General features: G+C 59.0%; 20 protein-coding genes and 1 pseudogene. 14 read left to right on the forward strand and 7 right to left on the reverse strand.

The window, feature by feature from the left end; all coding sequences use genetic code 11:
* Window positions 1–24: 24 nt before the first annotated feature.
* From DTQ13_RS07920 to cyoD, 5 genes are all read left to right on the forward strand, one after another.
* Window positions 25–789, forward strand: coding sequence for a Bax inhibitor-1/YccA family protein (locus tag DTQ13_RS07920; protein ID WP_248460507.1), 765 nt, complete (start codon window positions 25–27; stop codon window positions 787–789).
* A gap of 427 nt (window positions 790–1,216) precedes the next feature.
* Window positions 1,217–2,209: a ubiquinol oxidase subunit II gene (gene cyoA / locus DTQ13_RS07925; RefSeq protein WP_248460509.1), complete on the forward strand. Its 993-nt coding sequence runs from the start codon at window positions 1,217–1,219 to the stop codon at window positions 2,207–2,209.
* A gap of 14 nt (window positions 2,210–2,223) precedes the next feature.
* On the forward strand, window positions 2,224–4,221 hold the full coding sequence (locus DTQ13_RS07930; protein WP_086441195.1) for a cbb3-type cytochrome c oxidase subunit I: 1,998 nt from the start codon (window positions 2,224–2,226) through the stop codon (window positions 4,219–4,221).
* A gap of 18 nt (window positions 4,222–4,239) precedes the next feature.
* Window positions 4,240–4,854 carry a cytochrome o ubiquinol oxidase subunit III gene (cyoC, locus tag DTQ13_RS07935; protein ID WP_043561362.1) on the forward strand — a complete coding sequence of 205 codons (615 nt, stop codon included), beginning with the start codon at window positions 4,240–4,242 and terminating at the stop codon, window positions 4,852–4,854.
* Window positions 4,854–5,192 carry a cytochrome o ubiquinol oxidase subunit IV gene (gene cyoD / locus DTQ13_RS07940; RefSeq protein ID WP_043560511.1) on the forward strand — a complete coding sequence of 113 codons (339 nt, stop codon included), beginning with the start codon at window positions 4,854–4,856 and terminating at the stop codon, window positions 5,190–5,192. Before cyoC ends, cyoD begins: the two co-directional genes overlap by 1 nt.
* Window positions 5,193–5,355: 163 nt before the next feature.
* Here the strand turns inward: cyoD and fdxA are convergent, their stop codons facing one another.
* From fdxA to DTQ13_RS07955, 3 genes are all read right to left on the reverse strand, one after another.
* Window positions 5,356–5,688, reverse strand: a complete 333-nt coding sequence (fdxA, locus tag DTQ13_RS07945; RefSeq protein WP_248461245.1) for a ferredoxin FdxA — start codon at window positions 5,686–5,688, stop codon at window positions 5,356–5,358.
* A gap of 102 nt (window positions 5,689–5,790) precedes the next feature.
* Window positions 5,791–6,078 carry an RNA-binding S4 domain-containing protein gene (locus DTQ13_RS07950; protein WP_043560508.1) on the reverse strand — a complete coding sequence of 96 codons (288 nt, stop codon included), beginning with the start codon at window positions 6,076–6,078 and terminating at the stop codon, window positions 5,791–5,793.
* Window positions 6,075–8,684 carry a helicase-related protein gene (locus DTQ13_RS07955; RefSeq protein WP_248460511.1) on the reverse strand — a complete coding sequence of 870 codons (2,610 nt, stop codon included), beginning with the start codon at window positions 8,682–8,684 and terminating at the stop codon, window positions 6,075–6,077. Before DTQ13_RS07955 ends, DTQ13_RS07950 begins: the two co-directional genes overlap by 4 nt.
* 99 nt (window positions 8,685–8,783) lie before the next feature.
* Here DTQ13_RS07955 and DTQ13_RS07960 point away from each other — a divergent pair, with 99 nt between their 5' ends.
* The 4 genes from DTQ13_RS07960 to DTQ13_RS07975 all read left to right on the forward strand — a co-directional run bounded on the left by DTQ13_RS07960 (window position 8,784) and on the right by DTQ13_RS07975 (window position 12,391).
* Window positions 8,784–10,190, forward strand: a complete 1,407-nt coding sequence (locus DTQ13_RS07960) for a M17 family metallopeptidase (protein ID WP_248460513.1) — start codon at window positions 8,784–8,786, stop codon at window positions 10,188–10,190.
* Between the two features lie 240 nt (window positions 10,191–10,430).
* Window positions 10,431–10,832 (forward strand): MarR family transcriptional regulator, encoded by a 402-nt coding sequence (locus tag DTQ13_RS07965; protein WP_043561353.1) that lies wholly within the window; start codon window positions 10,431–10,433, stop codon window positions 10,830–10,832.
* A gap of 4 nt (window positions 10,833–10,836) precedes the next feature.
* On the forward strand, window positions 10,837–11,991 hold the full coding sequence (locus DTQ13_RS07970) for a DegT/DnrJ/EryC1/StrS aminotransferase family protein (protein WP_248461246.1): 1,155 nt from the start codon (window positions 10,837–10,839) through the stop codon (window positions 11,989–11,991).
* The gene (locus tag DTQ13_RS07975) at window positions 11,975–12,391 is read left to right on the forward strand and encodes a hypothetical protein (protein WP_043560501.1); all 417 of its coding nucleotides are present in this window, start codon (window positions 11,975–11,977) and stop codon (window positions 12,389–12,391) included. The genes DTQ13_RS07970 and DTQ13_RS07975 overlap by 17 nt, the downstream gene beginning before the upstream one ends.
* 12 nt (window positions 12,392–12,403) lie before the next feature.
* On the opposite strand, the gene DTQ13_RS07980 is transcribed toward DTQ13_RS07975, so the two are convergent.
* Together DTQ13_RS07980 and DTQ13_RS07985 are read right to left on the reverse strand one after the other, a co-directional pair.
* Window positions 12,404–13,606 (reverse strand): AI-2E family transporter, encoded by a 1,203-nt coding sequence (locus DTQ13_RS07980; RefSeq protein ID WP_043560499.1) that lies wholly within the window; start codon window positions 13,604–13,606, stop codon window positions 12,404–12,406.
* Window positions 13,607–13,676: 70 nt separating this feature from the next.
* Window positions 13,677–15,592 (reverse strand): annotated as a pseudogene (locus DTQ13_RS07985) (ABC-F family ATP-binding cassette domain-containing protein).
* A 112-nt stretch (window positions 15,593–15,704) separates the two neighbouring features.
* Between DTQ13_RS07985 and ndk the strand changes: the two are divergent.
* Window positions 15,705–16,127 carry a nucleoside-diphosphate kinase gene (ndk, locus tag DTQ13_RS07990; RefSeq protein WP_043560494.1) on the forward strand — a complete coding sequence of 141 codons (423 nt, stop codon included), beginning with the start codon at window positions 15,705–15,707 and terminating at the stop codon, window positions 16,125–16,127.
* Between the two features lie 96 nt (window positions 16,128–16,223).
* On the opposite strand, the gene purN is transcribed toward ndk, so the two are convergent.
* A complete protein-coding gene (purN, locus tag DTQ13_RS07995) occupies window positions 16,224–16,814 on the reverse strand; it encodes a phosphoribosylglycinamide formyltransferase (protein WP_248460515.1) in 591 nt (196 codons plus the stop codon).
* A gap of 7 nt (window positions 16,815–16,821) precedes the next feature.
* Window positions 16,822–17,880, reverse strand: a complete 1,059-nt coding sequence (gene purM, locus DTQ13_RS08000; RefSeq protein ID WP_043561347.1) for a phosphoribosylformylglycinamidine cyclo-ligase — start codon at window positions 17,878–17,880, stop codon at window positions 16,822–16,824.
* Between the two features lie 171 nt (window positions 17,881–18,051).
* Here purM and DTQ13_RS08005 point away from each other — a divergent pair, with 171 nt between their 5' ends.
* The 4 genes from DTQ13_RS08005 to DTQ13_RS08020 all read left to right on the forward strand — a co-directional run bounded on the left by DTQ13_RS08005 (window position 18,052) and on the right by DTQ13_RS08020 (window position 23,983).
* Window positions 18,052–18,762 carry a DnaA ATPase domain-containing protein gene (locus DTQ13_RS08005; RefSeq protein ID WP_086431070.1) on the forward strand — a complete coding sequence of 237 codons (711 nt, stop codon included), beginning with the start codon at window positions 18,052–18,054 and terminating at the stop codon, window positions 18,760–18,762.
* 252 nt (window positions 18,763–19,014) lie between these two features.
* Window positions 19,015–21,132 (forward strand): RNA degradosome polyphosphate kinase, encoded by a 2,118-nt coding sequence (locus DTQ13_RS08010; RefSeq protein ID WP_248460517.1) that lies wholly within the window; start codon window positions 19,015–19,017, stop codon window positions 21,130–21,132.
* Between the two features lie 2 nt (window positions 21,133–21,134).
* Window positions 21,135–22,646 carry a Ppx/GppA family phosphatase gene (locus DTQ13_RS08015; RefSeq protein WP_248460519.1) on the forward strand — a complete coding sequence of 504 codons (1,512 nt, stop codon included), beginning with the start codon at window positions 21,135–21,137 and terminating at the stop codon, window positions 22,644–22,646.
* A gap of 743 nt (window positions 22,647–23,389) precedes the next feature.
* Window positions 23,390–23,983, forward strand: a complete 594-nt coding sequence (locus DTQ13_RS08020; RefSeq protein WP_154981563.1) for a hypothetical protein — start codon at window positions 23,390–23,392, stop codon at window positions 23,981–23,983.
* Window positions 23,984–24,242: the final 259 nt, after the last annotated feature.

Consider the following 24,242-nt stretch of genomic DNA (forward strand, 5'->3'; position numbering starts at 1 on the left):
GACTTATCGCAGCAAGTGGATATCATGGCTTTCCATTCCGATTACGAGACAACACGAGGACAGGCGGCTGCCGCTTTTGATGCGGGTCTGCGGGCTTACATGCTGCGTGTCTACAACTGGATGGCTCTTGCTCTGGGGATAACGGGGGTGACGGCCTATGCCGTGGTCCATACATCGCTCCGGGCGCTGTTCTTTCATGTCGTGCAGAGAGGGGATGCTTTTGCGCTGGCTCCGACCGGACTGGGGATGGTGAGTGTTTTCGCCCCTCTGGTCTTTGTCATGGTGCTGTCCTTTGGTGTGAACCGTCTCTCCCGTTCGACAGTGCAGCTTCTGTTTGTGCTGTTCAGCGTGGCCATGGGCGTCAGCATGGCATCGCTGCTTCTGGCCTACACAGGGTCTTCTGTTGTCCGGACATTCTTTATTGCCGCCTCCCTGTATGGCGTCATGTCTCTCTGGGGGTATGTGACGAACCGGTCCCTCATGGGGATGGGGTCGTTCCTGACGATGGGGCTGATAGGTCTGGTGATCGCTTCTCTGGTCAACATGTTCATCCCGGCCCATGGGCTGACAGTGGCCATATCTTTCATCGGGGTGCTGCTGTTCACGGGGCTGACAGCTTATGACACCCAGCGCATCAAGCTTTCCTATCAGCAGTATGCGTCTGTCCTTCCGGCTGAAGAGACGGGGAAGATGGGGATCTATGATGCCCTGACGATGTATCTGAATTTTGTAAATCTCTTTCAGTTCCTGCTGCAGTTTACAGGGACAAGATCTGGTGGGCGCGATTGATCCACTGATGAGTCGGGTCAGTACAGGAAGAGGAGCCTCCGGGCTCCTTTTTTGTTGCGATTTTTTGCGGTTGAAAGGAAAATGGAAAATTAAGCGATCATCTTCTTGTTTTTGATGAAAATATGATGTTTTCTCAGAAATGGCAGATAACCGGTCTTTTTTTTAAAAAGACCGACGGGGTTCCTTTTTTTTATGAGGCTTGCCCCCTTGTAATCTCCGTTATTCGGGAAGAATAAAGTGGGCGGCACTGGGGTCTCAGGGCTCCATATTTCATATTGAGTACGGAGGGAGTTCCCTTCTGTTGTCAGGATACGAACGGGAAAGGCACATATAAGATGACAACGTTCGGTGGCGATCGCGCTGTCCTGACTGTGTCAGAAAGTGTTCCGGCCTTTTTATGGCGGAACAACAGATAGAGGCAGGATCCATGAAAAGACTCTGGCGATTTTTCCCGGCGTTGCCTGCATTGATGCTGTCGGGCTGTACGGTTGATCTTCTTCAGCCAGCCGGCCCGATCGGGGAAGGTAATCGCGACATGATGGTGCTTGAATGGGCCGTCATGATGTGCGTTGTGGTTCCGGTGATTATTGCGACACTCGTATTTGCCTGGAAATACCGGGCTTCCAATACGAAGGCGGAATATCTGCGGAACTGGTCACATTCAAACAAGATTGAAGTGTTCATCTGGGGTGTCCCCATTCTGATCATTCTTGTTCTGAGTGGCTTCAATTACTGGAGCACGCATTATTACGACCCGTACAAGCCCATCTCCAAAGAGATGCAGGTAAAAGTTGGTGCGCCCGATGCAAAGCCGCTCCATGTGGAAGTTGTTTCCCTGGACTGGAAGTGGCTGTTCATTTACCCAGACCTTGGGATTGCAACCATCAACGAGCTGGATGTCCCCACAAAGACACCTCTGGATTTCCGGATTACGTCTGACAGTGTGATGACATCGTTCTTCATTCCGCAGCTGGGGTCACAGATCTACAGCATGGCCGGGATGGAAACACAGCTCCACCTGATGGCAAGCCGCCCGGGCAATTTCCAGGGTGAGGCCGCCCAGTACACGGGGCCGGGCTTCTCCGACATGCGCTTCCGCACGATTGCCATGCCGCAGGAGCAGTTTGACGCCTGGGTACAGAATGTACGCAGTGGCGACAATCCGCTCGCAGCCAAGGAAGCCCTGGATGCACAGACGTACCCGAAATATCACGCCGCACCGGCTGCCCCGCATGCTGAGGCACCCAAGCCGGCTCCGGTCGTGTATTTCTCCAACGTACAGTCTGGGCTGTTTGAGAGCATTGTTGCGAAATACAATGTCGGCATGACCCATGAGAACCACGGCACGAGCATGGGCGACAAGTCCATGGACATGCCTGCTGAGTCTCATACGGCTGCACCTTCCAATACCGGCATGTGAGGACTGATCTAAAGATGCTCGGAAAACTTACCCTTTCGTCCATACCGTATGATGTGCCGATTCTTGTCGGTACATTCATCGGTGTGGCTGTAATCGGGATTGCCGTTCTTGCGGCGGTCACCTATTTCAAAAAATGGGGTTATCTGTGGCGCGAGTGGCTGACCACGGTCGACCACAAGAAGCTCGCCATCATGTATGTTGTTCTCGGTCTCGTCATGCTTGTGCGTGGCTTTGCCGATGCGCTGATGATGCGTACACAGCTTGCCCTTGCCTACGCAGGTAACCCCGGTTATCTGCCTCCGCACCATTATGACCAGGTCTTCTCGGCCCATGGTACGATCATGATCTTCTTCATGGCCATGGTGATGATGCAGGCCCTGTTCAACTTCGTGGTGCCATTGCAGATTGGTGCGCGCGACGTTGCGTTCCCGCTGATCAACTCGATCAGCTTCTACATGACGCTCGTCAGTGCCATTCTCATCAACATCTCCCTCTTCATTGGTGAGTTCTCCAATGTTGGCTGGCTCGGCTACCCGCCGATCTCCGAACTGCAGTTCAATCCCGGCGTCGGTGTGGATTACTACATCTGGTCGGTGCAGATCTCCGGTATCGGTACTCTGCTGACAGGGATGAACTTCCTGACGACGATCATCAAGCTGCGTGCCCCCGGCATGAAGTGGATGCACATTCCCGTCTTCACATGGACGGCTTTCTTTGCCTGCGTCATGATCCTGACGACCTTCCCGGTTCTGACGGTTTCCATGGCTCTGCTGGCTCTGGATCGTTACCTCGGCATGCACTTCTTTACCAATGATGGTGGCGGTAGCGTCATGCTCTACCTGAACCTGATCTGGTCCTGGGGTCATCCGGAAGTTTACATCCTCATCCTGCCTGCCTTCGGTGTGTTCTCCGAAATTGCAGCGACCTTCTCCGGCAAGCCGCTCTTCGGTTATGCCACGATGGTCATCGCAACGGGTATCATCACCTTCCTGGGCAGCATCGTGTGGGTTCACCACTTCTTCACGATGGGTGCTGGTGCTGATGTGAACACCTTCTTCGGTATCATGACGATGTTCATCGCCGTGCCGACGGGTGTGAAGATCTTCAACTGGCTTTTCACCATGTACAAGGGGCGTGTCCGCTTCGAAGGTCCGATGCACTGGATCGTCGGCTTCATGATCACCTTCTCCATCGGTGGTATGACCGGTGTCATGATGGCCATGCCGGCAGCGGACTGGGTGGTCCACAACTCCCTGTTCCTGGTGGCGCACTTCCATAACGTGATTATCGGTGGTGTGTTCTTCGGTTACGTGGCTGGTCTGAGCTACTGGTTCCCGAAGGCTTTCGGCTACAAGATGCGCGATGTCTGGGGTAAATGGGCGTTCCGTTTCTGGTTCGTCGGTTTCTACCTCTCCTTCATACCGCTCTATGCTGTTGGTCTGGAGGGCATGACCCGTCGTATGAACCATTATGACAACCCGAACTGGCACCCCTGGCTGCTCGTGGCCTGTGTTGGCGTGTTCGTTCTGGCTGCTGGTCTGGCCTGCCAGGTCATCCAGTTCGTGCTGGCTGCGTTTGACGCCGTCAACAAGAAGCCGGATGCTTTGGATCTGACGGGTGACAACTGGGGTTCTGGCCGTACGCTGGAATGGTCCCTTCCGTCTCCGGTTCCGCACTACAACTTCGCACGTTTGCCGGTCATCCGTGGCCTGGATACGTTCCATATCGAGAAGGAGCTGGGTCGCCCGGCACCGGTCTCCGAGCTGGAGCCGATCCACATGCCGAAATATTCGGCGGTTGGCCCGATGCTGGGTGCCTGCGGGCTGCTGATCGGCTTTGCGCTGGTCTGGCACATCTGGTGGGCTGTGATCGTAGGGCTGGTCGTAGCCTTCTTCACCATCGTTCACCGCAGTGCGAACCTGGATGTTGATTTCTACGTCACCGTGGAAGAGATCCGTGCTGATGAAGAAGCTTTTGCCCGGCGGCTTGCCGCTGCCAAGGCAGCAGAGTAAAGGGAGGCGATGAAAACCATGTCTTATGACGTAATGCACGCGCCCTCTGCTCATCACGATGAGCATGAGCATCATCAGCAGGAAACCACGATCTTTGGTTTCTGGATCTACCTGATGACAGACTGTATCATTTTCGGCACGCTGTTTGCCGTCTTTGCTACACTCTGCCATCACTTTGCTGGTGGGCCGACGGGGAAGGACCTGTTCGATATCAAGAATGTTGAGATCGAAACAGCCATCCTGCTTTTCTCCTCCATCACCTACGGCTTTGCTTCCATCAACGCCCACAAGAAGAACAAGGGTGCCGTGCTGGGTTGGCTGCTGCTGACCTTCGTGCTCGGCGTGTCCTTCGTCGTTCTGGAGATCAACGAGTTCCACGAGCTCGTGGCTCACGGCGCAGGGCCGGACAAGTCCGCCTTCCTGTCTTCTTTCTTCACGCTGGTAGGGACACATGGGCTGCATGTCACGATCGGTCTGATCTGGATGCTGGTCCTGTTCTTCCAGATCATGGGCAAACAGGGGCTTAGCACCCGGATGCAGACGAAACTGACGTGCCTGAGCCTGTTCTGGCATTTCCTTGACATCGTCTGGATCTGCGTCTTTTCCTTCGTTTACCTGGGGAGTGTTGTCTAATGAGCGGGAATCATACGACATCGCACGAAGGTGAAAATCACGGCTCCTATGGCTCCTACATTGTAGGGTTCATCCTTGCCGTGGTCCTGACAGTGGCATCCTTTGCCACTGTTCTCAGCAAGGCCTTCTCCTTCTGGCAGACGATTGCCATTCTCGGTGTGCTGGCAGCGGTCCAGATGGTCGTCCATCTGATCTTCTTCCTGCACATGGGTACGAAGAGCCTCTCCCAGCGGCAGAATCTGGCAGCTTTCATCGTGACGGCCCTGATGGTCCTGATCGTGGTTGCCGGGTATCTGTTCGTTCTCTGGGACGCTCAGGCGAACATGATGGCTGGTTGATAGACCGGCCCATCATGTCAGCGACATGAAGAAACCGGTGGGGAGAAACCTCCACCGGTTTTTTTTATGTGTGATGCAGCCGTGGCAGCCATGCAAAGAAAAACCCCCGGAGGGACAATTCCCCCGGGGGTTCTGCTCCGTTCCAGCAGGAAGAAGGCTGGCGTCAGCCCTTGTGTGGCTCTTCGGAGAGCATCTCACGCTTGCCTTCCTTGCCGTTCCATTCCTCACGGTCGGCCGGGGGCGTGCCCTTCTGGCTCATGTTCGGCCAGATGGCTGAATATTTGGCATTGATCTCCATCCAGTCAGCGGCACGGGCATCACTGTCGGGGAAGATGGCTTCTGCCGGGCACTCAGGCTCGCACACGCCGCAGTCAATGCATTCATCAGGATTGATGACGAGGAAGTTCTCACCAGCGTAGAAGCAGTCAACGGGGCAGACTTCCACACAGTCCATGAACTTGCAGCGAACACAGTTTTCTGTGACCACATAGGCCATTATTGCCGTCTCCGGTTTGGTGTTGCAGGCCAGCCAAACGGCCCATTTCAAAGATTCCAGCACTGATATGCCGAAAGCGGAGGGCCTTTTGCAAGCCTATTGTCAGAAATTGGCCGTCTTTTCCTCGATCCGTTCATAAAGGAGGGCGGCCTCTCTGGCAGGACCACGCCGCTCTCCCAGCTGCATGACACGCCATACGCAGACCTCTCCCTGACGGTGGGGAGAGGCGAAGCTGACGATGTCTCCCAACCGGAGGCGGGCATGGGTCTTGTGGGTCCGCTGCCCGTTGATGCGAACCCGTCCCTTGCGGATGAAGGCGGCGCAGAGGCCACGGGTTTTGGCCAGGCGGGTGTAATAGAGCCAGAGATCAAGCCGCTGTCCGTCCATCATGATGATCTGCCAGATGATGACCAGTTCTGGAGGGCTGCGAACGGTGAGTCGGCCTGCTTCTGGGCGGCTTTCTGTTCCCTGCGGCCAGCAGACGGTTTCTGTTGCCGGTTCCTGCGCCGTTCGGTGCCTTTCTGGCGGCCGGAAGGCCGTGTGTCCCTGCGGCCCGTCCGACCCAGAATGATGAGGGGCGAGGCGACGCCATACTGCCCGGCCGAAAGCGGCTGCGGCGCATGATGGGGAATGTTCAGGCTCTTGAGCAGGGCGGGCAGCAGGGTCGCCTTTATCCCGAGGGATGAAGCCAGTGTGTCGGGAGCCATGATATTGCGGCCGGGCTGCCTGCCGTGGGGACGAAGGATGGAGAGCAGGGCATCCAGCCTGTCCAGACGGACATGCACGGGGCCGGCCTTTTCCCAGCCCGGCGGGGGGATGGGATGGCCATCGCTTGTGAGACAGATTCGGGCGGCATCGGGTGTGGCCTGCTGGCGGTCATGCCAGATGTTGTGCAGCAGGACCATCATCGGCAGGCAGGCCGGGCGGAACAGCTGCGGGCAGTAGACCTGCCGCCAGCCGATGCGAACCCCGCTGCGGTGCAGGCGTTTTCTCTCGGCAGGGGTAAGGGTGCGGTCTTCGGGCAGGGTAGGGGTGGTGCCGCCATCCTCCCGCAGGCGGTAATAGAGGCCACGCAGGATGGGACTGTCCTGCAGCTTGTCTTCCAGACGGAAAAAGAATTCCAGAACGGTGCTGATCCGCTCCGTCATCAGGGCCTGAAGATGGGTCTGTACCTGTCGGCTCTGGTGGTTGTCCTGAAACTCACCGGGCAGAAGCTGGATGAGGGGATGAAACAGGTCATCGCCCCGCACGAGGGTGGCAATGGGGGCACCTTCCCAGTGAATCTGCCTGTCATCGGTCAGGGTGAACCGGCTGATGTCCTGTGTGAGGAAATGGCGTATCCGGGCGGGCATGGCCTGCCGCAGGGCACGCCTGCCTGCCCGGCGCAGCAGGTCACCCTCCCGGCTGTCGGCGGGCGTGTCGATCTGCATGGTGAAGCCCACAATCTGCCCGACCTCGTGCCCTTCCACGATGATGCGGTTCTGGGGGGTGACGGCATGGAGAGCCTCGGAGGCCGCCCCGGGTTCAGGACGGCGGAGCAGGGCGGTGGCCCGCCTGTTGACGAAGCGTTCCTTCAGCCGTTCATGCAGCGTGTCGGAGAGGCGGTCCTCCACGGCACGGCAGCGTTCCTGCCACTGGCGGCTCTGGTGCATCCAGCCCGTCCGGGCAGCCACATAGGCGCAGACCCGCACGCCGGAGAGCCGGTGCATCAGTGTGTCCATGTCGCCATCCAGCCTGTCCAGCCCTCTCAGCTGGCCTTCCATCCACGCTGGAGGGATGCGGCGATGTTTCAGGAGGTCAAGGAACAGGCGGGCACAGAGGCGTGTATGGCTGCCATCGCCCAGCTTGCGGAAGTCCGGAATCTGGCAGACATCCCAGAGCAGTTCCGTTGCCCTATGGCCACGGGCCACCTCCCGGATGTCGTCCATCTGCATGAGGCCGGTCAGGACATCCAGATCGGAGGCCGTACGCCCGGTGATCAGGCCGGGGCGGGGAGGCTTGCGCATCAGGCTGTTGAGAAGCGTCTCGGGCGAGGTGTAATCCAGAGCCGTCTGCCGCCAGTAGACGGCCTTGATGGCCTCGAACTCATGGTCTTCCACTGCCTTGACGAGCTGCTGGCTCATGGGCGGGCAGGAGGCCGTCGTGCCGAAGGTACCATCCCTCATGCCCCGGCCAGCCCGACCGGTGATCTGGGCGACTTCCTGCGGCGTGAGGGCACGGGAGTTCTGGCCGTCAAACTTGTGCAGGGCGGCGAGGGCGACATGGTCCACATCCATGTTCAGCCCCATTCCGATGGCGTCGGTAGCCACGAGATAGTCCACATCCCGGTTCTGGTAGAGGGCGACCTGTGCATTGCGGGTACGGGGGCTGAGACGGCCCATGATGATGGCACAGCCACCCCGTTTCTGCCGGATGGCCTCGGCAATGGCATATACCTCCGTGGCGGAGAAGGCCACGATGGCCGAGCGTGGTGGCAGACGGGTGAGGTTGACCGGCCCGATGTTCGTCAGCCGGGAGAGGCGTTCCCGGGTCTCGATCGTGATGCCGGGAACCAGCTGCCGGAGCAGCCCCCGGATGGTCTCAGCCCCCAGAAAGAGCGTTTCTCCCTTGCCACGGGCATGGAGGAGCCGGTCGGTGAAGATGTGGCCACGGTCCGGGTCTGCGGCGAGCTGGATCTCGTCAATGCCGACAAAATCCACCTTCCGGTCCAGCGGCATGGCCTCCACCGTGCAGGAGAACCAGCGGGCCCCCGGTGGAATGATTTTTTCTTCCCCTGTCAGCAGGGCGACATGGCGCTCGCCTTTCAGCTTCACAAGGCGCTCGTAATTCTCCCGGGCCAGCAGGCGGAGGGGAAAGCCGATGATGCCGCTCTGGTGCGCCATCATGCGGGTCAGGGCGTAATGGGTCTTGCCGGTGTTGGTGGGGCCAAGTACGGCATGGATCACCCCCGATTGCCGGGAAGTGGCTGGGGCAAAGGCTGGATGTGGTCCCGTCATGGCTGGAATGATCTTGCCTGAATCGGATAAAAGCAAGACATTCCATGCAGTTTTTCAGGAAGGCCAGAGTCACGCTCTGGATGATGGGACGGTATCCATATGTCTGACGCTCCGTTTTTGCCCCTCTGTACCTCTGGCGATGGTGGGGTGGCTCTCCCCCTCCATCTGGTCAAGGCAGGTGATGAGGCGACCCTTGCCCACCTGCTGGGGGAGCATGAGGCCTTCCTGCGGCAGCAGGGCTTCGAGGGGCGTGCGGGGCAGTTCACCTTCCTGCCGGGTGGTTCCGGTGTGGCCGGGGCCGTGTTCTGCGTGGAGGAGGGGCGAGGCCCCATGCCTTATGGTGCCCTGCCTGCTCATCTGAAGGAAGGATACTGGCAGCCGCAGCCTGAAGGGCAGGAGGACGCTGCTCACGACGCCATGCTGGAGGAGCTGGTTCTGGGGTTCTGCCTTGGGGCGTATGATTATTCGCTGAAGCATGAGGGAGGCAAAGACCAGAAGACGGGGCCAAAACTCTGCATTCCGGCCAGCCTCGGGAGAGAGGCCCGGATTCTGGCCCGGGCTGCCTGGCTGGGGCGGGACCTTATCAACATGCCTGCCAATCTCATGGGACCGGCGGAGCTGGCTACTGCTGCCCGCAGGATGCTGGAGGAGCGGAAGGTTGCGGTTGAGCTGGTGGAAGGTGAGGCTCTGGAGAAAGCCTATCCCTGTCTGGCGGCGGTGGGTGCCGGGTCGGACAGACCAGCCGTGGTCGTGATCGGCCGCCGGGATGGCCGGAGCAAGGATGCTCCCCGCCTGTCCCTCGTGGGGAAGGGCGTCTGCTTCGATACGGGCGGGTATGACATCAAGCCCGGCTCCTCCATGGCGAAGATGAAGAAGGACATGGGCGGGGCTGCCCTGATGCTGGCACTGGCCTGTGCCCTGCTGGATGCCGGAACCGACATTGCGCTGGAAATCCGCCTCGGCTGTGTGGAGAACAGCGTCTCCGGCCATGCCATGCGCCCGGGGGACGTGCTGACAACCCGAAGGGGGCTGCGTGTCGAGGTGGGCAACACGGATGCGGAGGGGCGTCTCGTTCTGGCAGACCTTCTGGCAGAGGCTGCCGAGAGCCAGCCTGACGTCCTGCTGGATGCGGCGACGCTGACGGGGGCCGCCCGTGTGGCTCTGGGGCCTGACCTGCCTGCCCTTTTCAGCAATGACGAGGAGCTGGCGGACCATATCCTGGCCTCCGGCAGGGAAGCTCACGACCCGCTCTGGCAGCTGCCGCTCTGGGCAGATTATGACGGCTGGATGGACAGCTCCATTGCGGACTGCAACAACCTGTCATCCCGCCCGATGGCCGGGGCGATCACGGCAGCCCTGTTCCTCCAGCGTTTCGTTCCGGAAGGGCAGAGATGGGCGCATGTGGATACCTATGCGTGGAATGACACGGTCCGGCCCGGTCGTCCCGCAGGCGGGGAGGTGCTGGCCCTGAGGGCACTTTTCCGTGCGTTTTCGGAAAGTTTCTGAAAAGAAACAATTTGTAATCTTGTGTGCAGCAACCTGTTTTTTCTTGCCTTTTGCAAGGGAAACGGGTTTTGGAATGGCTGCCTTGCGCTGAGAGTGCTTGTCATTTCGATGTGAAAACGTCACAGAATGGATAGTAGAATGAAATCCCTATACAGGTGCGTCTGATACCACAGCCGGAAGGCTTGCTGGGCCGGCAGGATGATAGGGTGTGTGAAACCGGGAAACGATGGGGCTTTTGTTATGAGTCGGAATGCTGATAATCGCATGCTTCAGTTGCTGCGTGATACGATCGTTTCCACAGTACGTGGTGAGGGGCCGGATCTTTCTGCCCGTCAGCTGGCTGTGTTTCTGAGCTGCTATCTGGAAGATGGCGCCCATACGGTGCGGGGCCTTGCCCAGTCTCTCAATGTGTCCAAACCAGCTATTACCCGTGCGCTGGACCGATTGAGCGAGCTTGATCTGGCCCGCCGCAAGGTGGACCCGCTGGACCGTCGTTCCATTCTTGTTCAGCGAACCCTGAAAGGCTCGGCCTATTTGCGGGACCTGCGTGGCGTGATGGAAGAAGCCTGCGCTGATGATGTGGTCGTCCGTGCGCCTGTTCTTTCATCCGTGGCGTCTCTCCAGACCCGTCGGGCTGGCTGATTTCTTGTCCGGGCCTGTTTCTTTTCTCGACCTGCCCGCCCAGCAGAGGCGTCTTGGGGCGGCCCTGCGGGAGCGGCTGGATCGGGTTCTGGCTCATTGCCGTTTCGTAATGGGGCCGGAAGTGGCGGAGCTGGAGGAGCGTCTGGCCCGTCATGGCGGTGCCAGACATGCTGTCGGCGTGTCCTCCGGGACGGATGCTCTGCTGATGGTTCTGATGGCGGAGGGCATTGGCCCCGGCATGGCGGTTTTTCTGCCAGCCTTTACCTACACGGCCACTGCGGAGGTGGTGCTCCTGCTGGGGGCGGTGCCGATTTTTGTGGATGTGGACCCGCATACCTTCCAGATCAGCCTGCCATCTCTGGAGCAGCGTCTGGCGGATGTCCGGCAGGATGGTCGTCTGAAACCTGTAGCCATCATGGGGGTGGATCTGTTCGGGCAGCCAGCCCCATGGGATGAGCTGAACGACCTTGCCACCCGGGAAGGGCTTTTTCTTGTTGCGGACTGCGCCCAGTCTTTTGGCGCTTCTTACAGGGGGCGCCGGCTGGGGCATGAGGCCAGAGCCACGACTTTGTCCTTTTTCCCTTCCAAACCGTTGGGATGTTATGGCGATGGCGGGGCCGTCCTGACGGACGATGACGACAGGGCCGCACTTTATCGCTCTCTGAGAAGCCATGGGGAAGGGCCGCAGCGTTATGACGTGCAGCGCATCGGGCTGAATGCCCGGCTGGACAGTCTTCAGGCAGCTGTTCTGTTGGCCAAGATGGATGTTTTTGATGAGGAGCTGAAGAGGCGTGAGGCTGTGGCCTGTGCTTATGATGCTGGTCTGCCGTCGCTGGTCCGTCCGCCAGCACGGGTGCCGGAAAGCCAGAGCGCTTGGGCTGTCTATTGCGTGACCCTGCCATCCCGTGCCCTGCGGGACAGTCTGCGGGCCCGTCTTGCCGAGGCGGAAATCGCCACGGCCATCTATTATCCCATGCCGTTGCATCAGCAGCCAGCGTACCGGGCGGTGCATGATGGCGTTGCCCTGCCTGTGGCAGAGAGGATAGGAGAGCATGTGCTGGCCCTGCCGATCCATCCTGATCTTTCTGATGAGGCGGTTGCGCATGTGCTGGCTGTGACTGGAATATGGGCGGAGGAGCAGGATGAGCCGCAACAATAAGTTTCTTCTGGTTTTTGCGGTGGCGGTGATCGTGCCGGTCGTGCTGATCTGGACGGTGGCGTGGCCCATTCTGCGCCCCTGGTCCCTGCCGGACATTGCCCGTGGGACAGTGCAGGAAGCTGGAGAAGAGCGGAACCTCATGGCCGATGAGATCACGGCCATGAACCAGTGGCTGCACCAGCACCAGACAGGCTGGGGAATTTCTGGCGAGGTCCCCCCCAAGGATACACCGGCGGAGGCTGTTTATCAGCTTTCCAGTGCCGATGGTCAGGCCGTCATTCTGTCAGCCTGGCACTTCCGGCATGGTGCCGATGTGGTGGGTATCCAGACAAAGGCGGGTGGGGCGTACCGGATGCGTTCTTTCGAACGTGGGACACTCCATCTGCCTGATCTTCCCTGAGGGGAAAGTCGCTCATTTCTTGGGCGGAGAGGTTGAGCCATCCGTCTCCTTTTTTGTGCTGTCAGATTGTTCCTGCCTGTTTCTGGCCATTTCCAGCTGGGTCAGCTCACTGGTTTCCAGCTGGGTTTTTGTAGCATCCGCCAGTGGTGGAGTCGCCTTGTCAAACACGGCCAGCAGGGCGGCCGTGATGGGGGACGCCAGCACAAGCCCTGGCACACCAAGGATGGAGCCGAAAACACTCTGTGACAGGATGGCCAGAGCAGGCGGCATGTGAACGGCCCGCCGCTGGATGAGGGGGGCCAGGATGTTCCCTTCGCAGAACTGGATGATGCTGTAGAGAATGGCCACGAAGAAAGCCTCTCGTGTGCCGAGGGACAGGCTGATGAGCAGGGCGGGCACAGCCCCCAGGATGGCCCCGATATAGGGTATGAAGTTGCAGAGCCCGGCCACGACACCCAGAGCAAGGGCCAGCGGAATGCCGATCAGATACAGGCCGAGGCCGGAGAAAAGACCGACAGCCAGCATGTCCAGAGCCTGTCCGGCGGTCCATGCCCAGAGAGTGTTGCCTGCACTGTAGAGGAGGTTGCGGGCGGTTTCCCGCTGGTCGGGCGGTACGAGCCGAAGAAAGCCGTTGATGTAGAGGGACGGGGAGACGGCAAAATAGAAGGCTGAAATCAGCACGACAAAGAGCGTACCAACCAGACCGAAAGCGCTGCCCAGCAGGCCGGTGACGGACCCGGCAAGACCAAAGCCAAAGCTGCTGAGGGGGGTTGTTGCATCATTGCCGCCCAGCGAGACGGGCAGGTGGTCCAGCACCATCTGCCCGATGGTTGTCTGGGAGAGATGCTGGTGCATGTCACCGGACTGTGCAACCAGGGCGTTCTTGAGGGCAATGAACTGTTCCCCGATGGCCGGGCCGTTGCTCCAGACCAGAGCCGTCATGATGCCAATGACAGCGAGGGCGACAAGGCTGACAGCAACCGGATAGGGAATGAATTTCATGTGTCGCCGCAGGATGCGGGCCAGCCCGTGCAGAACAATGGCCATCAGCGTGGCAGCAAACAGGACCGCCAGTACCTCGCCCATGAGCCAGATGGCCAGCATGATGAGGGAAAGCCATAACGTCAGGCGAATGATGCCGTAGATACGGTCCAGCGCATTGGCGGGAGTCTGCTGTGCCGCAGGAATGGGAGGGCGGCTGAAGAAAAAAGACATCGGGCGGGGCAGTTCCTGTGAGGGGCGGCGAAGATGACGAAAGAGATAATGTGGCTTATTTCACGGCAGGTCAATTTGTGGCTTTTTCAAGTTCCTCCTGCGCTTCCAGCCAGTGCATTTCCGTTTCGTCCTGTTTCTGGCTGACGAGGGCGAGATCGCTGTTCAGCGTGGCAATATCTTCTGCACGGCTGGACTGATAAAGGTCTGGGTCGGCCAGTTTGGCTTCCAGCTGGGTTTTGGCTTTTTCCAGCCGTTCCAGCCGTGTTTCCAGATCACGGATCTTGCGGCGGAGTGGAGCGAGCTGGCGGGTCTGCTCCTTGCGCTGGGCACGCTGCTGGTTCCTGTCCGGCTGCGGGATGTCGTCATCCGTGTCTTTCCGGGACCGGGCTGCCTGACGCTGGTTTTCCTGCGTGGCCTGTCTGGCCCGTTCGTCCAGCCATGTGCGGTAATCGTCCATGTCGCCGTCAAAAGGCGTGATCGTTCCGTTTTCGGCAATCCAGAGCTGGTCAGCGACGGATTCCACCAGATGGCTGTCATGGCTGATGAGAATGACGGCCCCTTCAAACTCACCGAGGGCACGGATGAGCGCATCACGGGCATCAAGGTCCAGATGGTTGGTCGGTTCGTCCAGCAGCAGCAGATGGGGAGCGTGGCGGGTGGCCAGAGCCAGAAGCAGGCGAGCTTTCTCGCCACCGGAGAGGTTGCTGACAGGGGTTTCCGCCCGTTCTGCATCCAGTCCGAAACGGGCCAGCTGGGCACGGACCTGTGGCGGGGTGGCCTCCTTCAGCGTACGGGCCATGTGCTGGACGGGGGTTTCATCCAGAACCAGCTCATCCGTCTGATGCTGGGCAAAATAGCCGACCCGCAGGCGGGAGGAGGCCTGCACCTCGCCGGACATGGGAGACAGCTGCCCTGCCAGAAGTTTGGCGAAGGTGGATTTGCCGTGCCCGTTGCGCCCCAGCAGGGCTATCCTGTCCTCACTGTCCAGCCGGAGGGAGAGGCGGCGCAGGATGGCCGTCTCACCATAGCCGACGGACACGCCATCCAGTTTCAGCATGGGGGGGGCAGGGCACCGGGGGCCGGGAAGGAGAAATGGGTGGGGGTGTCCTCCACCACCGCATCAATCTGCGGGAGGCGGGCCAGAGCCTTCAGGCGGGACTGGGCCTGCTTGGCTTTCGTGGCCTTGGCCCGGAAGCGGGCCACGAAGGCCTCCATCTTCGCCCGCTGGTCCGCCAGCTTTTCGGCCTGCCGGTTCTGCTGGAGCCTCTGTTCCGTGCGTATCTGCACGAAGCGTTCATAGCCGCCGGGGGTGAGAGAGAGTTTTTTCTGGTCCAGATGGGCAATGGCCTGCACGCTGTTGTCCAGCAGCGCACGGTCATGGCTGACGATCAGGGCCGCACCGGGGAAGCGGGCCAGCCAGTTCTCCAGCCAGAGCGTGGCCTCGATGTCCAGATGGTTCGTCGGCTCGTCCAGCAGCAGGAGGTCGGGGGCCAGAAAGAGCGCACTGGCCAGGGCCACACGCATCCGCCATCCGCCCGAGAAATCATTGACGGGACGCTGCTGTGCCGCCTGATCGAACCCCAGACCCGCAAGAATGGTGCTGGCCCGGGCTGGCGCACTGTGGGCATCGATGGCGAGCAGGCGTTCATGCACGTCCGCCAGACGGGTCGGGTCTGTCGTGCTGTCGGCCTCTGCCAGAAGGCGGGTGCGTTCCTCATGGCTGTTCAGGACCGTGTCCAGAAGAGAGAGGTGGCCGGAGGGTGTTTCCTGCTTCACCCGGCCCATCGTGGCACGGCCGGAAAGGGTGATGCTGCCGCCATCGGGAGAGATGTCCCCGGCAATGGCGGCCAGAAGGGTGGATTTTCCTGCCCCGTTATGACCGATCAGCCCGATGCGCCGCCCGGGTTCGATGGTGAGGGAGGCCTGGTCGAGCAGGGTACGGCCTGCGATGCGCAAGGTAAGATCGGTAATGGAAAGCAGACTCACGCAGGCCCTCGGACGATGAAAATATGAAAAAAGATGCCCCGAACACTACCAGAAACAGGTTTTTTCCTCTAGGGGAGGCTGACTATAGACGTCTATTACTGAGGAGGGTCTTATGGCTCTGGAACGTACACTGTCCATCATCAAGCCTGATGCCACACGTCGCAATCTGACCGGCAAGGTGAATACTGTATTCGAGAATGCAGGCCTGCGCATCGTGGCCCAGAAGCGCATCCAGCTGACAGAGAAGCAGGCTGGTGCTTTCTACGAAGTCCACAAGGACCGCCCCTTCTTTGGTGAGCTGGTGTCCTTCATGTGCTCCGCTCCGGTGGTCGTGCAGGTTCTGGAGGGCGAGAATGCTGTTGCCCACCATCGTGACGTGATGGGTGCCACTAACCCGGCCGAAGCCGCAGAGGGAACCGTCCGTAAGCTTTATGCCCAGAGCATTGGCGAGAATTCCGTTCATGGCTCTGACAGCCTCGAGAATGCAAAGCGTGAGATTTCTTTCTTCTTTGCCGAGACGGAAATCCTGCCCTGATCCCTCTCTGAATGGAGAGCGGCATGGGGCATCGGCCCCTATAAGAAAGGGAGCCGGAGACGGCTCCCTTTTCTGTATCCAGCTGGTGGATCCTGTTCAGGAAATCTGCCGTCCCTCGATGAACCGGCGCAGTGTTTCCGGGTAGAGGCGGTGTTCCTGCTCCAGAACACGGGCTGCCAGAGTGTCAGCATCATCGCCGGGCAGGACGGGGACATGGGCCTGGGCCAGAATGGGGCCTTCATCCACACCGTCCGTCACGAGATGGATGGTGCAGCCATGTTCTCTGGCTCCAGCCTTCAGGGCGGCCTCATGCGTATGCAGGCCGGGGAAGGCGGGCAGCAGGCTGGGATGGATGTTGATCATGCGGCCCTGCCACTGCTGGACAAGCCAGGGGGTCAGCACCCGCATGTAGCCTGCAAGGCAGATCAGCTTCGCACCAGAGGCCCGGACGGCCTCGTCCAGTGCCCGCTCATGAGCTTCACGATCCTTGCCGTATTCCTTGTGGGGAATGCAGAGTGTTTTTATTCCAGCCCTGCTGGCCGTTTCCAGCCCGGCCGCATCGGCCCGGTTGCTGAGGACAAGAACGATCTCGGCAGGAAAGTCTGGCCGGGCACAGGCTTCCATCAGGGCGACCATGTTGCTGCCACGACCGCTGATGAAAACGGCGATGGGGGTCTTCTTCACCATTGGTTCCTCAGCCCAGATTCAGCGGGGAGGTGAGGCGGAACGGCGTGCTGCTGCGGACGACACGGCCAATCAGCATGGCTTCTTCATCACGCTGTTCCAGCTCTGCCATGACCTTCTCCGGCTCGCTGGTGACCAGCACCATGCCGATGCCGCAGTTGAAGACCTTCAGCATTTCATCCTCGCTGACAGGTCCCTGTTCGGCAAGCCATGAGAAGATGCCGGGGATCGGCCAGCTCTGCCCGTCCACTTCCACACCCAGCCCTTCAGGCAGGACACGGGGCAGGTTCCCGGGCAGGCCGCCACCGGTGATATGGGCGCAGCCGTTGATCAGCTTCTTCTCATGCAGGGCAAGAACGGTGCTGACATAGAGGCGTGTGGGCGTCAGAAAGGCTTCGGCCAGCGTCTGCTTCGGGGAGAAGGGGGCAGGGTCGTTCCAGCTCAGGCCGGAGGCTCCCACGATGTGGCGGACGAGGGAGAAGCCGTTGGAATGGACACCGGAGGATGGCAGGGCGATCAGGCTGTCGCCTTCATGGATGGTGGCGGGCAGCATGGCATCACGTTCCACGGCACCAACGCTGAAGCCTGCAAGGTCGTAATGGCCCTTGCCATAGAGTCCCGGCATTTCAGCCGTTTCACCCCCCACCAGGGCGCAGCCGCTTTCCTTGCAGGCGTTGGCAATGCCCTTGATGATCCGTTCCGCTACGGCGACGGAAAGGCTGCCCGTTGCCATGTAGTCTAGGAAGAAGAGCGGCTGGGCACCCTGCACGATCAGGTCATTGACGCACATGGCCACGAGGTCGATGCCGATCTCATCATGCAGGCCGCTTTCGATGGCGAGCAGGAGCTTCGTGCCCACACCATCCGTGCAGCTGACGAGCACGGGGTCTTTCAGGCCCGCTGCCTTGGGGTCGAACAGGGCACCGAACCCTCCAAGCCCGCCCATGACACCGGGGCGTGTCGTGGCCTTGGCCGCCGGCTTGATGGCATCGACCAAGGCATCTCCGGCTTCGATGTCCACACCGGCTGCGGCGTAACTGGCACTGGGGGAGGAGGATGTCTTGGTCATGGGGGTATGATGTCCCTGCTGGTTGATGCTGGTGCCTTTATAGAGCATCCTGCGTGAAGACGGAATGTGCAGGACTGTCAAATCATTTCGGTTTTGTGAAAGAATGGGAAACCTTCTGCTCCCCGATGACAGGGGCAGGCAGGCTGAGGCAAGGGGGCGGATGAAGCGGGGATGACAGACGCACGGGTACAGCTGGTGTTGGATCTTCAGCAGGACCGTCCTTTCTCGGCGGAACGGTTCATTGCTGGTTCGTCCAATGCGTCGGCGCGTGCATGGCTGGCACGGGCCCGCTGGCCGGAAGGGAGGCTCTGGCTGTGGGGGCCTGCGGGTACAGGCAAAAGCCATCTGCTGCATGTCTGGGCGCAGCAGAATGGGGCTGTGCAGTTCGAGGCTGCGGCACTGTCCTGTGATGCAGATGGGGCCCTGCTGGTGGCGGGGCAGAAGCTGGAGCCGGGCGTGACCCCGTTCGTGATCGACCATCTGGAAGGGCTGGAGCAGAAACAGGAAGTGGCGCTGCTGCATCTGCTCAACCGTGCTCATGCGGCGGGCAGGCGGGTGCTCATGGCATCCCGGCACCCACCGGCACGCCGTTTTTTCCATCTGCCAGACCTTGCGAGTCGGCTCAGGGCGACCATGACAGCGGGGCTGGAAGAGCCAGAGGATGAGTTGCGGGCAACCCTGCTGCTGTCTCTCATGGCTGAGCGGCAGCTTGTCGTGCCACAGTCCGTCACGGACTGGCTCTGGCGTCAGCTGCCCCGGACAGGGGAGGCACTGGTCCGGGCGGTGAACAGACTGGATGATGCCGCCATGAAACGGGGCAGCGCCATCAGCCGTGCTCTGGCCATGGAGGTGCTGGTCGATCTTCTCAAAGAAGAAGACTGATGGAGCCTTGCCTGGTCCGGGGGAAGAAATAAGAGGCGATTTTCTGCCAGATCAGGAACTGTCCAGCCCCAATTGCATTTGTTACCTGCAAGGCTGAAATACTATCTTAATAATTGTCATATTGACGGAACCTCTGTCTTATTGAAGCAATAAAGAAGCGGGATTGTGCCTGCTGACCAGCCAGGTGAGGAGACTGTCATGTCCAACATAGGGAATATGGCGTTTGTTGAGACAAACATGGCGAGTGAAGCCATGACAAAGAAACATCAGACCCGTTTCATCAATCGTGAGCTTGGCTGGCTGGATTTCAACCAGCGTGTTCTGGATGAAGCTGAAAATCCGGCAGCGCCCCTGCTGGAGCGGCTGCGCTTTCTCTCCATCAGTGCGGGCAACATGGATGAATTCTACGCCGTCCGTGTCGCTGGGCTGGTGCACCAGCTGAAGGATGGTTCCGGCAAGAAAAGCCCCGACGGGCTGACCCTGGCCCAGCAGCTTGAAACGGTACGGCACCAGGCATGGCATCTCCAGGGAGAGCAGCAGCGCATCTGGGGTGACATGCTGAAGGAGCTGCGGGACGAGAATATTCTCATCAGGAATGTTGAGAAGCTCCATCATCACGATCAGGAGTGGCTTTCCAAATATTTTGACAGCCAGCTTTTTCCTGTACTGACGCCGCTGACCCTGAATCCCACCCATCCCCTGCCGTTCATCTTCAGTGGCGGGCAGGCGCTGGTGCTCTGTCTCAAGGACCCGAAGACGGATCATCACATGATGGATGGCATGGTTGTCCTGCCAGAACAGCTGCCTCGTTTCATCCGTCTGCCGGACCAGGATGAAACGATCCGCTTCGTATTGCTGGAGGATGTGATCTCCCGCTTTGCCAAACGTCTGTATCCGGGGCTTCATGCCAGCCGTTCAGGCATGTTGCGCCTTGTGCGTGACCTGGATGTGGAGCTGGAAGAAGATGCTGAAGACCTGCTGAACAGCTTCGAGAAGGCTGTGAAGGAACGGCGGCGTGGGGCCTGCATCCATCTGGAGGTGGATGGTCGCCTGCCCGGGCATCTTATCCGCAAGCTGGGCGTGGCCAAGGATGATGTTGTCCATCTGCCGACCATGGTCGGTGTGGGCGATGTCAAGCAGCTCATCGTGTCCGACCGGCCGGAGCTTCTTTTCAGACCGTATCATCCCAGTATTCCGCAGCGTGTCCTGAAGCATGACGGCGATTATTTTGCCACGATCCGGGAGGCTGACCTTGTCGTCCATCATCCGTATGAGAGTTTTGATACGGTTGTTCATTTCCTCCAGCAGGCAGCACGGGATCCGGATGTCCTGTCCATCAAGCAGTCCATCTACCGGACATCGCATGACAGCCCGATCGTGGATGCGCTGATCGAGGCTGTTGAGGCGGGTAAATCCGTTACGGTAGAGGTGGAGCTGCGGGCCAGGTTTGACGAAGAAGCCAATATCCGTCTTGCCCGGGCACTGGAGACCAGAGGCGTGCAGGTCGTGTATGGTCTGGCGGCTTACAAGACCCATGCCAAGATGATCCTGGTGGTACGGCGTGAAGGCGACCACCTCCAGTCCTATGCCCATTACGGGACGGGCAACTATCATCCCAATACAGCTAAGATCTATACGGACATTTCCTATTTTACCTGTAATCCCGTCCTGGTTGATGACTGTGCCCGGCTCTTCAACTGTATTACCGGCGCTGCGGTGCCGGAGCTTCATGCGGTGGCTTTTTCGCCTCTTACCATTCGCCCGACGCTGGAAAAGCTGGTGCGGGAAGAGATGGAGCATGTCAGCGCCGGACGGCCCGGGCAGATATGGCTGAAGATGAACAGCCTTGTGGACAGGAAGCTGATCGAGCTTCTCTACGAGGCATCACAGGCCGGTGTGAAGATCACCATTGTGGTGAGGGGGATGTGCAGCCTGCGGCCGGGTGTGCCGGGTCTTTCTGAAGGGATTGAGGTACGGTCCATCGTGGGGCGGTATCTGGAGCATGCCCGTGTCTTTGCCTTTGGCAACGGGTGTGAGCTGCCTTCCCGCCAGGCAAAGCTGTACATTGCATCGGCTGACTGGATGAAACGGAACATGGACCGCCGCATTGAGGCCATGGTGCCCATTACGGATACGGAGTCTCATGACCGCATCCTAGGCGAGATCATGGTGGTGAATGTTCATGATACGTTGCAGAGCTGGGTAATGCTGCCTGATGGCCGCTGGAAACGTGTCGAACCCGGCGAATCTCCCCTTTCCGCGCATGAGTATTTTATGGAAAAAGCCTCTGCGTCGGCTAAAGAAGCAGACACTCCAGCGAATCCCCGGCTGGACTCCGAGGATGGGGAAGGGCCTGCGAAGGAGGCGTAAGAATGGTGTATACGGCAGCGCAGTGGGGGGGACGGGAGTCCCGCCGGGCTGCAATCGTGGACCTGGGCTCCAACTCCGTGCGGATGGTGGTCTATGAGGGGGTTGCCCGCAATCCCGTTCCCATCTTCAACGAAAAGGCCACTCTGCGTCTTGGCGCAGGGCTGGAGACCACAGGGATGCTGAGCGAGGAAGGCATCAACCGCGCGTTGGAGGTCCTTGCCCGTTATCAGGCCATTGGTCAGGCCATGAAGGTGGAACCGTTCGATGTTCTCGCCACGGCTGCCGTGAGGGATGCCCATAATGGGGCTGACTTTGTGAAAGCGGCCAAAGCCCGCATGCCGGAAGCCCGCTTCCGTGTGCTGAATGGAGAGGAAGAAGCGGATTATTCCGCCGCAGGGGTGCTGTGTGCCCTGCCGGATGCTGATGGTGTGGTGGCCGATATTGGAGGGGGCTCGCTGGAGCTGATCCGTGTCAGGAACGGGGCCTATTTCGAGGCTGGGACGACACCGCTTGGAGTGATCCGGTTGCGGGAGCGTTCGCAGGAGGACCTGGGAGAGGCCAGCAAGATTGCCAGAAAGACGCTGGCAGATGTCTCATGGCTGGAAACGGCGGCCGGCAAGCCGCTTTATCTGGTGGGTGGGGCTTTCCGGGCGCTGGCCCGCCTGCATGTGGCCCGTATGGAGTATCCTCTGAACATGGTCCATCTCTTCCGGCTCAGCCGGTCAGAGGCAGAGGAAATGGCAGGCTGGGTCATCGGGGCCAGCCGCAAGCAGATGGAAAAGATCGGCAATGTCCCACGCAAGCGGATGGTGGATGCGCCATTTGCAGCCCAGGTTCTGCTCGCCCTGCTGGCCCAGACGGATGCGCAGGAGGTCGTTTTCAGTGCGGAGGGTCTGCGGGAAGGCTGGTACATGCGTGAGGTTGCCTCCTCTGTCGCTGAGGAAGACCCTATGGAGGCTCTGGCTCGGGAGATGGCAGGGCGGCTTGGCCGTAATGCCTCCTTGGCCGAGCCTCTTATCACATGGGTGTCTCCTGTCTTCCTGACCGGACTGGACTGGGTAGAAGATTCTTTTCTGGCAGCACAGCTCCGGCTGGCCTGTACCATCTCCGATATCGGGTCATATGACCATCCGCAATATCGGGCAGAGCAGACCTATCGACGGGTCCTGTACTGTCATGGTGTTGGTTTTTCCCATGAATCGCGGGCCTTTCTGGCCCTCGTGCTGGCCGTGCGGTACGAGATCAACAGGGATGATCCCGTTCTGGAGCCGTCCCGCCGTCTGCTGAGCAAGGGACGCTACGAGGCGGCCGTGCAGCTCGGGCTGGTGCTGCGTCTGGTCTATACATTATGTGCTGGGACAGAGGTTCTTCTGGAAAGAACACACCTGGCCATGAAGGATGACAAGCTGGTGCTCAGCCTGCATGGCAGTCGACTGCGTTCTGGTGGCAGCGCCATTTCCCGTCAGCTGGAACGCCTGGCCGAGGCACTGGGGATGAAACCGTCCCTGCGCTGACAGGCGGCTGTTTTCTGTACAAAGAGCCAGCATCCCCGATGGGATGCTGGCTCTTTTTTTAATCTGACATGATCTTGCGGGCCTGGTCCTATTCCCAGACGTTTTGTCGTCCTTCAGGGGGCATGTCAGACGGTTCAGCTGTTAGGGGACAGAAAGAATAGCACAGGAAGGGTGTCGTCCATTCTGATAAGGTGCGGGAGGCGGAGGCAGATCGTTTCGCCTCATCTTTCCTGATGCCTGAAATGGATGTTCGTGTGCATGTAGAGGGTGTTGTAGAGTACCTCTGCTTCTGCATAGCAAGAAACGGTGGAATATTTCAGCTTTTTCTTTTGCAAGACGTTTAAAAAGTTTGGGGATGTTTGTCTCTGATGATCATTATTGGCGGATATGCATTGAGCTTACACGCCGTGGTTTCCGCAAAAGTGAGCCCGGCGGCGTGGACAGGCAGACTTCAATGGTATGGAATCAAGTCAGCATGCATCTGTGGAAAAACAAGATGACTTTTTAAGACATCGCAAGATAATTCTGCCTGTCGCCTGATGAAGTGCAGGCCCTTCTAATGGGACGCTTGACGCCTAAGAGGCTTGGACAGGTGGCAGAAAAGCCGCCATCGGATTATGCTGAAGGGCGTAAAATGTTCAAAGTGTTTGGGGTAGGATCATTAAAGAAACTGAACGGGGCCAGACCGGCCTTTTTTGTGGTAGCGTTCCTACCCTGATTTCGCTGACAGGGGGGTACATGTCATGAAAGATGCCAAGAAGAAAAAATCCACACTGCTTAGCATCATTGTCGGATTGCTACTGGGCGGTTTTTTCGTCCTGTTATTTTTGGGGTTTTGTTCGAATGATCCACCTGTCCCTGCACACACACAAGACGTACTATCTGACACAGCTCCATCTCTGTCACAGGATCTGATGGGGCATCTCCGGTTTCTTGATGTGCCTGACAGCAAGAAGGAAATTGTGAGGCAGGCTGCTGTATCTGTGTTGAGGGCATGCCCGCGCATTGCTCAATATGCCACGCATGGTGAGGCGCCATCTGTGTCGTATTATCCCGAAGGTTGGGAGGGTACACCAGCCCATATCGAGTTTGATATTGACCTTGCTGAAGACAGCCAGCTGTCCTTTCCGCAAGGGATGAAAGACCCGCAATGGAGCGGCCATGTTGGCTTGGGGATATCAGGAGATGGCCACCCCGGCATTTATATGCATTCGCCACTGGAAATGTGGATATGCGGTATCCGCCTGAGTCATGGCCTGTTGCAGGGCTATGTTCGCAAATGGCCGGACCGTGTTCACTTTCTGCCGGTAAAAGATATTCCGCATCACAGTTTCTGAATTTTTCTTTGCACTTTGTCACAGTGTCTGTCCGATAGATGTGGCGGCGAGCATTATGCTGTGCCCATACTGATAAGTTGGCAAATCAGAAAACTGGTCATGATGGGCCTGTCCCATAACGATATCGTGGTGCAGGTTGGTGTTTCCCGCCCTCAGATTTATAGTGAGCTCTACAAGATCGGAGCGGCCCTTTCATTCAGCAGACGGATTGTCGATGAACGTCAGCTTTCACTGTTCTCAATGCGTTTTTCAGGGCCCG

The organism is Parasaccharibacter sp. TMW 2.1888, from assembly GCF_023167265.1.
GTDB lineage: Bacteria > Pseudomonadota > Alphaproteobacteria > Acetobacterales > Acetobacteraceae > Bombella > Bombella apis.